At 44.2% G+C, this 9544-nt stretch carries 8 protein-coding genes; 4 read left to right on the forward strand and 4 right to left on the reverse strand.

Annotated features, from left to right (window positions below):
- Positions 1-377: 377 nt before the first annotated feature.
- From QTO00_RS09040 to ylqF, 4 genes are all read right to left on the reverse strand, one after another.
- Positions 378-1349, reverse strand: coding sequence for a TDT family transporter (locus QTO00_RS09040; protein WP_331424402.1), 972 nt, complete (start codon positions 1347-1349; stop codon positions 378-380).
- 109 nt (positions 1350-1458) lie between these two features.
- Positions 1459-2859 (reverse strand): H(+)/Cl(-) exchange transporter ClcA, encoded by a 1401-nt coding sequence (gene clcA, locus QTO00_RS09045; RefSeq protein ID WP_331424404.1) that lies wholly within the window; start codon positions 2857-2859, stop codon positions 1459-1461.
- Between the two features lie 416 nt (positions 2860-3275).
- Positions 3276-4256, reverse strand: coding sequence for a CobW family GTP-binding protein (locus QTO00_RS09050; RefSeq protein ID WP_331424406.1), 981 nt, complete (start codon positions 4254-4256; stop codon positions 3276-3278).
- Between the two features lie 78 nt (positions 4257-4334).
- Positions 4335-5270, reverse strand: coding sequence for a ribosome biogenesis GTPase YlqF (gene ylqF / locus QTO00_RS09055; RefSeq protein WP_331424408.1), 936 nt, complete (start codon positions 5268-5270; stop codon positions 4335-4337).
- Positions 5271-5530: 260 nt separating this feature from the next.
- On the opposite strand from ylqF, the gene QTO00_RS09060 reads away from it, so the two are divergent.
- From QTO00_RS09060 to QTO00_RS09075, 4 genes are all read left to right on the forward strand, one after another.
- Positions 5531-5890, forward strand: a complete 360-nt coding sequence (locus tag QTO00_RS09060) for a VOC family protein (RefSeq protein WP_331424410.1) — start codon at positions 5531-5533, stop codon at positions 5888-5890.
- 63 nt (positions 5891-5953) lie between these two features.
- On the forward strand, positions 5954-6424 hold the full coding sequence (locus QTO00_RS09065; protein ID WP_331424412.1) for an ASCH domain-containing protein: 471 nt from the start codon (positions 5954-5956) through the stop codon (positions 6422-6424).
- A 375-nt stretch (positions 6425-6799) separates the two neighbouring features.
- Positions 6800-8614: an extracellular solute-binding protein gene (locus tag QTO00_RS09070; protein ID WP_443088913.1), complete on the forward strand. Its 1815-nt coding sequence runs from the start codon at positions 6800-6802 to the stop codon at positions 8612-8614.
- Positions 8615-8625: 11 nt separating this feature from the next.
- On the forward strand, positions 8626-9544 hold a 919-nt coding region (locus QTO00_RS09075), incomplete at its 3' end, for a microcin C ABC transporter permease YejB (protein WP_331424415.1).

Genomic DNA, 9544 nt, shown 5'->3' on the forward strand with positions numbered 1-9544 from the left:
ACCTTTGGCGGCAGCAAGTGCCACTTTAGCTTTGAACTCAGGAGAGTGGTTTCTACGTTTTCTAGTCATAATCTGTTCCAGTATTGTTGGGTACTATCAAAACAGATCAATCACTTAAAGTCATGTCCGAAAATTGGGGACCACTTCTGATTGCGTCGTTAAGATGTTCATAATACATAGCCTTAGTTATTTACCGTAAGCGCCAGCTGACATAGCTATGTATAAATTCAGTTGAATAATATTTCTAATCTAAAATGTGATTTTCTTGCGGTTATCAACAGATAAAAATATAATCAATGTTATATTGATTGAGAATAATTACCCTTCGAGGGGTATGCCATTATTGGTTTTTCGACGATTTATTACTTTGAATAGTGTTATTTGGCGTCGGTTTTTATATCCGAAGCGAACTTCTCCGGCCAATACATTTTTATATAACCTACCGCAACCCATATCACTAAGCCTGTCGCCACGGACAACTCAAACAGCCCAAAATTGTGTAACCAATGCCAGTGAGGATGACTTTCAGCAAAGAATGAAGTTAGCCTGTGCATCGCGATCGCGCTAATCACAGAAGGGAAGGTCACAGCAGCAATCGATGGTTGGAACTTGAGTCGCATTAAGCGAATGTAGCAGAGGTAGATTAGCATCGTCATAGTGATGGCGATACCTGCTAAGGCTCCCGTCAATATCGGATCTGGGGTCGGAAAATTCACTAAGTAAGTCGCGAGGGTGAGATTAATTGGCGCGGCCATAATCGCTAGTGTTGGCTTTGCGCGCCTTGGCAGCGTCCCTTCAAATACCAATCTGTATAATACCAGCGGTAACATGAAGAAATAGATGGTAATACACGTATTAACAAGGGTTTCAGAAAAGACCGTGTGGCCAAACTGGGTACCTGCAAGCGAGCTGCTGATCACCCCAACCGGATATAAGAACCAACTCGGGACAATGTTTGACATCTTGAAGTTCTTTAACTGGAAAAAGAAGAACAAAGTCATCATTGTGACATGTAGCAATAGCGCAGCAAACCAAAGCGGATAGGCCACCATTGGCAGTTTGATAGCTAGATAATCACACAGAATCAATAGCGCCATACTCATTGGAGCCATTAGGCTGCCGCTGAGAGGGTGGCGAATATCGTTCATAAATGTACTGTAGCTAGTGAGGTATCTCACTAACACGGGAAACAGCAGGATAGCTCCAAGGCTGGCAAAATAGGGGCGTATTAACTCTCCAACTTCTGGAATATATAATGCCCAAGCGTGGCCAAGTCCGATGACACCTAATGCCAGTGAAGCCTGAGAGGGCGGGACACTCTGGAATTGAGTAAAGCGTCTCCAGTTCAACTCTGTTTATCCTTATTCGACAATACCAACTCGGCTATTTGTCTTATTTAATGTTTATGTAGGGTTATTTGCCGCGATCATAGCAAGCCAAACGGTTGCGTTGCAAATCTCATTCTTGGGTAGAAGGGAGATCTTTCTGTCTCAACTTCTCATTTTTCAATGTTCTATGCAGAAGTTGGCTATAAATTGGCTGACCGCCCAAAAGTTGGGCAAAGATAACCGCACCTAAACTGGTGATAATCAGAGGGAGAATTAAGTAGTAGTTGTTGGTCATTTCAATCACGAGCAGAATGCCAGTGATCGGAGCGCGGACCGTTGCAGCGAAAAGAGCGCCCATTCCTGCAATAGCAAACATACCAGGAGTGATGTTGAGATCTGGAAACAGCCCTTGAGCAATTAAACCGAAGGCGTAACCAAATAGCGTGCCTAATGCGAGCATAGGGGCAAAGATACCGCCGGGAGCACCAGACGCGAAACAGATCAGGGTAGTCGCGATGCGCATAACAAATAGCACCAGCAACACCTGAGCACCATAACCACCATTGGTGATAGTTGGGATTAAGTCGATACCGCCGCCAGTGATAGAAGGGAAGTAGAGCAGCATGATGCCGAAACAGCCACCAATGAGTGAGCCAGTGATCAGGTAGCGTTTTCTGTCGTTGCGATGAAGCTTAACAAACATGTCTTGAGAGAAAGTCACTAGGCGATTGAACACGACGCCAAACATACCGAATAGTGCACCTAGCAGCAGGAACAGCCATAGTGTGGGAAGCTCTGGTGCATCGTACTGCGGCATTGTAATCACTGCATCCTGGCCATTGATATAACGGAATACGATATTGGCTGAGATCGCTGATATAATCACGGCCTTAATAGAGATAAGTGAATATCTAAATTGAGGGCGCATCTCTTCGACCACGAACATGATGCCAGCGAGAGGTGCGTTAAATGCGGCGGCTAGACCTCCGGCTGCACCTGACGCTAACAATGAGTGGCGCGTATTATCGTCTTTAATTTTGAAGATGTCGGTCATCATGCGACCAATAGCACCACCCATTTGTACTGTCGGGCCTTCGCGGCCCAATACCATACCTGAGCCGAGTGCACCCAATCCACCAAAGAACTTTACTGGCAATACTCGCCACCAACGTACTGGACGAATTCCATCCATTGCACCTTCGATTTCTGGAATACCTGACCCTGCCGCTTCTGGAGCAAACCTGTGAACTAAAAAATAGCCAACGAATGCGAGCGAGGCACTGATAACAAACGCGGCGAGCCATAGCGGCACTGCACTTACTAGTTCATTTTTTAGCCAGTCAGTGCGAGTTTCTGAAACGAAGTGAACGGCAATTTCAAAGTAGGTGCCAACTAAACCCGCTAATACACCCACGATGAGCGACAATGCTAAAACTGAAATAGGCGTTTTATCTTTAGAGAGAAACTGATTAACCGCATCCTTAGGAACTTTGGCGAGTAAGGATTGCTTAAGTTTTTCTCTTTTGGTCATGAAAGGCGGGCTCCAATATTGATAGGTCTCCGAGGATTTGATGCAAATTATACCGCTGAGAGTGGTTAACTATAGCAATAAGAATGAAAAGTTGATTTCCAGTTTTGAGATGACGCTATGGTGGGTAATAAACGAATAAAAATACTAGAGGTAAGTCACAATATAGTTACAAGTAGACAGGGGTGTGACTTGCATATTTGAGGATTTGAACCATAGTTAAAGTGTAAGGCAATTCGAACCAACCCGCATGGAGGAAATATCGCCTTACCTACAATTTGGATGGATTCAACGTTAAAATTGAAAGCCTCGTATTTATATCAGGTCGCAACAAAATGACCTCCTGATTCGCATACTCACGATTGAGTAACGAGGGAAAGGGCGCACACAATTGTGCGCCTCTTGTCGTAAAGAGCTTTTTATTCTTCGATGTTAGATATTCTTATTAGCACATCTTCAAGTTGGTCCCATGGAAGAAGCTCGCTATCAATCACTTCTACACGGCTTTCAAATCCTTCCAAGCTCATCTCATTGACTGACACGACGCCATTGCTCACATTGAACGCATAACAGCCGTCGCTGGTATTAAGTACGCCCTTTACGCGCTCGGCAGTAATATCTGACAGCACTGAGAACAGGTCATCAAAACTAAACACCACTTCAGCGCCAAATATCCACCCACAGCTAAAGTAGCCTTGGCCTTTGTTCTCTTTGCGAACGTAGGTTTGATCGGGCGTGAGAGCAAACTGAGGCTCTTGTTCGGCATGGTCATGGTGGTGAGCTGCTACTTCGCTTTCTTGAGCTGAGTGTCTACGAGGTGAGTCAAGAAGCTCAATAGGGAAGTGTCCTTGTTTGACTAACTGAGAATGTACCTTAGGTGGCGTATGGTCAGTGACCCAGTCATTAAATGCATCAATATCGCTGACACTACATTGGTCAACTTTGTTGCCAATAACAATGTCAGAAATCGAAAGTTGATCATTAAAGTTCTGGTTATTTAGGTACTTTTCATTACGTAAGTTTCTAGGGTCAACTAAACCTATGGTAGCTCTTAAGTCGATATAGTCTGTGAACTGGCTCGAAGTCAGTGTCGCCAATACTTTGTGTGCATGCCCAAGGCCAGTTGGTTCAACAATCAGTCGGTCAGGTTTAGTGCGTAGTAAAGCGGTAATAGCGACTGACATAGGAATGCCGGCAGCACAACACATGCAGCCACCTGGTACTTCTTTAATCAGCGCACCTTGGTCAGTCATCAGTGCGCCATCAATGCCGATTTCACCGAACTCATTAACCAATACCGCCCAACGTTCACCTTCGGGTTTATCTTTTAGAAGGTTAAGAATTGCGGTGGTTTTTCCCGTACCGAGAAACCCAGTGATGATGTTAGTTGGTATACTCATCTAAAATGTCTCTGAAATGCTTTTGTTACACTATAACAAAAAAGGGCAGCTTAATCGCTACCCTAATTATAGTGATGGTTAACGCTTGTTTTTCAAGTAACGTTTGCGGCGCTCTTCTTTCTTCTTGGCCTTCTCTTCGGCTTTGCGAGCGGCTTCAATCTCAACCTGAATCAACTCTTCAGTGATCATCTCTGGCAGCTCTAAGGTGATCTGACCTAGCGTTCCGTTACGCAGTTCATGTAAGAGGATCTCTGAACATTTGTGCAAATCTACACGTCCACCTGAACGCAGAGCGCCACGGCGGCGACCGATCTCTTCCATTAGCTCAATGTCACTCTCTGGCAGGTCTTCGATTTCATAACGCTCTTGTAGGCGCTGAGGATAAGCTATAGCCAAGTATTCGACCGTGTAGAAAGCAACTTCGTCATATTCCATCGCAGTATCTTTTACCGCGCCTGTGGCAGCAAGGCGGAAACCACTGTGCGGGTTTTCCACTTTAGGCCACAAAATTCCCGGAGTATCAGAAAGAACAATACCGTTTTGTAAGTTGATGCGCTGCTGGCGACGAGTCACAGCAGGTTGGTTACCAGTGACAGCGATAGTACGACCTGCTAGCGAGTTGATGATGGTCGATTTACCTACGTTCGGGATGCCCATAATCATGGTACGAATGTTTTTGCCGATCTCTTCACGGTGCGGAGCAAGCTTACGCACTAACTCCATGATTTTTTGTACTTCTTGCTGCTGAGAAGTGGTAATAGCAATCGCTTTTACGTTGTGTTCTTTTTCGAAGTGGTCAATCCAAAGTTGAGTCAGTTCTGGATCAGCCAGATCGCGTTTATTGAGAACTTTTACAACTGGCTTGTCGCCTTTCAACTCAGCGATCATTGGGTTTTCGCTACTAAAAGGGATACGAGCATCAAGCACCTCGATAATGACATCGATTTGCGGGATCGCTTCTGCAATCTCTTTTTGAGCCTTGTGCATATGGCCCGGGAACCATTGGATAGACATAGGATTAACCTTGAAATTCAAACTTGGCTCAATTGTAAGGGCAACTGAATAATAGTAAAGGGCTAAAGGCTTTTCCCTGATATACCTATACTGACGATTTAATCGAATCTGGTGCTAATTTAGGGGGAAAGGTCAAGATGTACCAGAGCGGATTGAGAACTATAAGGAAGACATAAGTCGATGAGGAATGATAACTTAGAATAAGCAGTGGGCATCCAACGTGATGTTCATTGTCAACACAACCAGAAAGGAGCAAGCAAATGCATCAACATGAAAAACTAAATTATGTAGAGTTTGGCGCTAAGGATTTAGAGGCGACCAAAGCCTTCTTTTCTTCAGTATTCGGTTGGGATTTTGTGGACTACGGCCCAGAGTATACGGCTTTTTCAAATCAGGGCTTAGATGGTGGCTTCTTCAAGTCTGATCATTGCAGCCAAACTAACAGTGGCGGAGCACTACTCGTGTTCTACAGTGCTGATATAGAAGCGACATTAAACAAAGTAGCTCAAAATGGCGGTGAAGTTATTCGCCCAATTTTCGAGTTTCCCGGAGGCTGTCGTTTTCACTTTATAGAGCCGAGTGGCAATGAGTTCGCGGTTTGGTCTGAGGCGCGCCAATAATATTTTTAAATCTAGGTGCTAAACGTTCGCGGCTACGCATCAACCAATTTTAGAGTTTTAATCATGGATGAAAGAAGCCAGTCATTTTTAGAAAATTTTTTAGAATCCCTACCTCAAGATGTGTCATCAAAGTACAAGTCATTCAGTTCAGATTACTTTTGTGCTGATGAGTACAATGCCAATGTATGTGCTGATTTAGTACTCAAAGGCGAAAAGAGGGCAAGTTGCAGCCTAGATGTTTGGTATAGCGAACAGGGTGAAATTATGCCCAAAGTTGGCCATTTGATGGTTGTAACCAACTGGGATGGCGAGCCTATTTGTATTGTCGAAACCACCTCAGTAAGTAAATGCAAGTATAACGAAGTTACTGCCGAGTTCGCAGCTTTAGAGGGTGAGGGCGACAAAACTCTAAGTTGGTGGAAAAAGGCGCATTGGGACTTCTTTTCTAAAGAGTGCCAAGAACTCAACATCGCCCCTTCTGAAGACATGCTGCTTGTTTTAGAACAGTTTAAAGTTGTGTACCCTAACAACTAGGGGAAATCTATTAAGAGAATGTCATTCGGATGTTCAATAAAGCCAAGTTGGAACATATCCTAGCCATGCGAGTCAAAATCATTGGTGAGTAAAACGTTTGGGATAACCAGGCATCACTGAGATAGATGGAACTGGCCTTGATTCAGTGTTTTTTTATCTATACTTATCCAAGTAGTTGAATTATTAATACTAATTAATACTATAGTTAATATACCCTTCATTCTTGAAGCTGCAGCTTTGTTAACTGCGACAATTCACCCTAATCATATAGTACATCTATACTCATAGGGCTGAATTGTCTTGTTGCCGCGCTGCAATTCCAATTATTTTGGGTATAGAACGATTAGAAGAACACGAAAGGAAGCGCATATGACGATGCTTACTCGCCTTACTCTTAGCGGGTTGATTGCTGTGACTGCAAGCTTTGGAGCTCACGCCAAAGTTATTGAAACGACTACTCTTGTTGGGTTTGGTGAAGCTAAATACTCAGCTGATTTTGCTCACTTTGACTATGTTAACCCAGACGCTCCTAAGTATGGCAAAGTGACATACGGCCAAATGGGCACCTACGACAACTTCAACCGTTATGCATCTCGTGGGGTGGCTGCGGCAGGCAGTGGTCAGCTCTACGACACATTGATGTACTCGCCAAGTGATGAAATTGATTCATACTACCCTCTGATTGCAAGTAATGTGCGTTATTCTGACGATTACATGTGGTTGGAACTCGACCTGAATCCTAAAGCACGTTTTCAAGATGGTAAACCAATTACTGCTCACGACGTCGCTTTCACCTTCGAAAAGTTTATGACCGAAGGCGTTCCACAATACCGCTCTTACTATAAGGCGATTAAGTCTGTAACGGCAAAGTCAGATCTGGTTGTGCGTATTGAGATGAATGAGCCAGACCGAGAGAAACTGTTTAGTTTCGCTCAATCAACTCGCGTGTTACCTAAACACTTTTGGCAAGATAAAAAGTTCTCTGAGCCGCTGAATGAGCCACCAGTCGGTAGCAGCGCCTACAAGGTTACTGATTACAAACCGGGCCAGAGCGTTACTTACACGCTTGATAAAGATTACTGGGCGAGAGATTTACCTGTAAATATTGGCCGCAATAATTTTGAGCAAGTCCAATACGACTACTACCGCGACGACACAGTGATGCTTGAAGCGTTTAAAGCGGGTGAGTTTGATATCCGTATCGAGAGTGAGCCTAAATTTTGGGAAAACTCATACACTGGCAGTAATTTTGACAAAGGTTACATCAAGAAAGAGGTGATCCCGCATCAGCAACCTCAGTCAGCCCGTGGCTTTGTGTTCAATATTCAAACGGAAGTATTTAAAGATCCTAAAGTTCGTGAAGCGATTAGTTATGCGCTCGATTTTGAATGGATGAATCGCAATCTGTTTTACAACGAAAACAGCCGAACAAGAAGTTACTTTCAGAACACCGAGTACGAGTCGGTTGGCCTACCGTCACAAGGTGAGGTTGACGTACTTGCTCCGATAAAAGATAAGATTCCTCCACGTGTGTATACCGAAGAGTATCAACCACCAAAAACAGATGGTTCAGGTCGAATTCGATCTCAGATGCGTACGGCATTTAAGCTTCTAAAAGAGGCGGGATGGGAGCTAAAAAACAAGGTTATGACCAACACCAAAACCGGTGAAGTCATGAGCTTCGAATTGCTGATCTTCAATCCGAATGTGGAAACCTATGCGATACCGTTCCAGAAGAATCTGCGTTTAATGGGTATTGACATGAAATTACGTACAGTGGATAGAACTCAGTACATCAAACGTCTGCGTGACCGTGATTTTGATATGGTTTCATCGAGCTACTTCGCCAATGCTTATCCAAGCTCTAGCTTGATGATAGTTTGGAACTCTAAGTTCATTGATTCGACCTACAATACTGCAGGTGTCATTGATCCTGCTGTTGATTATCTAACTGAACAAATCGCTGACCATCAGCAAGACCCAGACAAACTTTTATTGCTGGGCCGCGCATTAGACAGAGTATTGCAGTGGAACTTTTATATGGTTCCTCAGTGGCATTACAGTAACTATCGGGTCGCAACCTGGGATAAGTTCGAGCGCCCAGAAGTTCGTCCTGATTACGATCTAGGCGTCGATACTTGGTGGGTCTCGAAGGAAAAAGCAGCCAAACTTCCAGAGAAAAGACGATAATCGAGGCTTAAATGGCAGCGTATATATTCCGACGACTATTGCTGGTTATTCCCACCTTGTGGGCAATTATCACGATTAACTTTTTCATTATCCAGATTGCTCCGGGCGGGCCTGTTGAGCAGGCGATCGCCCAAATGGAAGGTCTAGAGTCTGGTTTAATGAGCCGTATTACAGGTGGAGGAAACTCAGCGGATACGGCTGTCGTTGAAGAGGCTTCAGCGACGGGTTATAAGGGTTCTCGCGGGTTAGACCCTGAAGTCGTCGAAGAGATCAAAAAGCAGTTTGGTTTTGATAAACCTCTCCATGAGCGCTACTTCGACATGCTCAAAAACTATGTCACCTTTAACTTTGGCGATAGCTTATTTAAAGGTGGTAGCGTTATTGACTTGATCGTTGAGCGGCTGCCTGTTTCGATATCTTTGGGCTTGTGGAGCACCTTGATCATTTACTTGCTCTCCATTCCCTTAGGCATTTTGAAAGCGATTCATCATGGAAGTCGTTTTGATGTTTGGTCGAGTGCCCTGGTTATTATTGGTTATGCGATACCGGGCTTTCTATTTGCGATTATCCTTATCATTGTATTTGCTAGCGGAAACTACTTTAGCTGGTTTCCGCTACGAGGGTTAGTGTCGAGCAACTTTGACCAACTGACTTGGTATCAGCAAATCGTCGACTATTTTTGGCACTTAGCGTTACCGATTTTGGCGATGGTGATTGGTGGCTTCGCCACTTTGAGTATGCTGACCAAAAACTCATTTCTAGACGAAATTAATAAGCAATATGTGGTTACAGCCCGAGCCAAAGGCTTGGGTGAGCGCGACATTCTTTACAAGCATGTTTTTCGCAACGCAATGCTGATTATCATAGCGGGTTTCCCAGCCGCATTTATCAGTATCTTCTTTACCGGTTCGATGCTTATTGAGGTGATGT

The organism is Vibrio sp. M260118 (assembly GCF_036533755.1).
GTDB lineage: Bacteria > Pseudomonadota > Gammaproteobacteria > Enterobacterales > Vibrionaceae > Vibrio.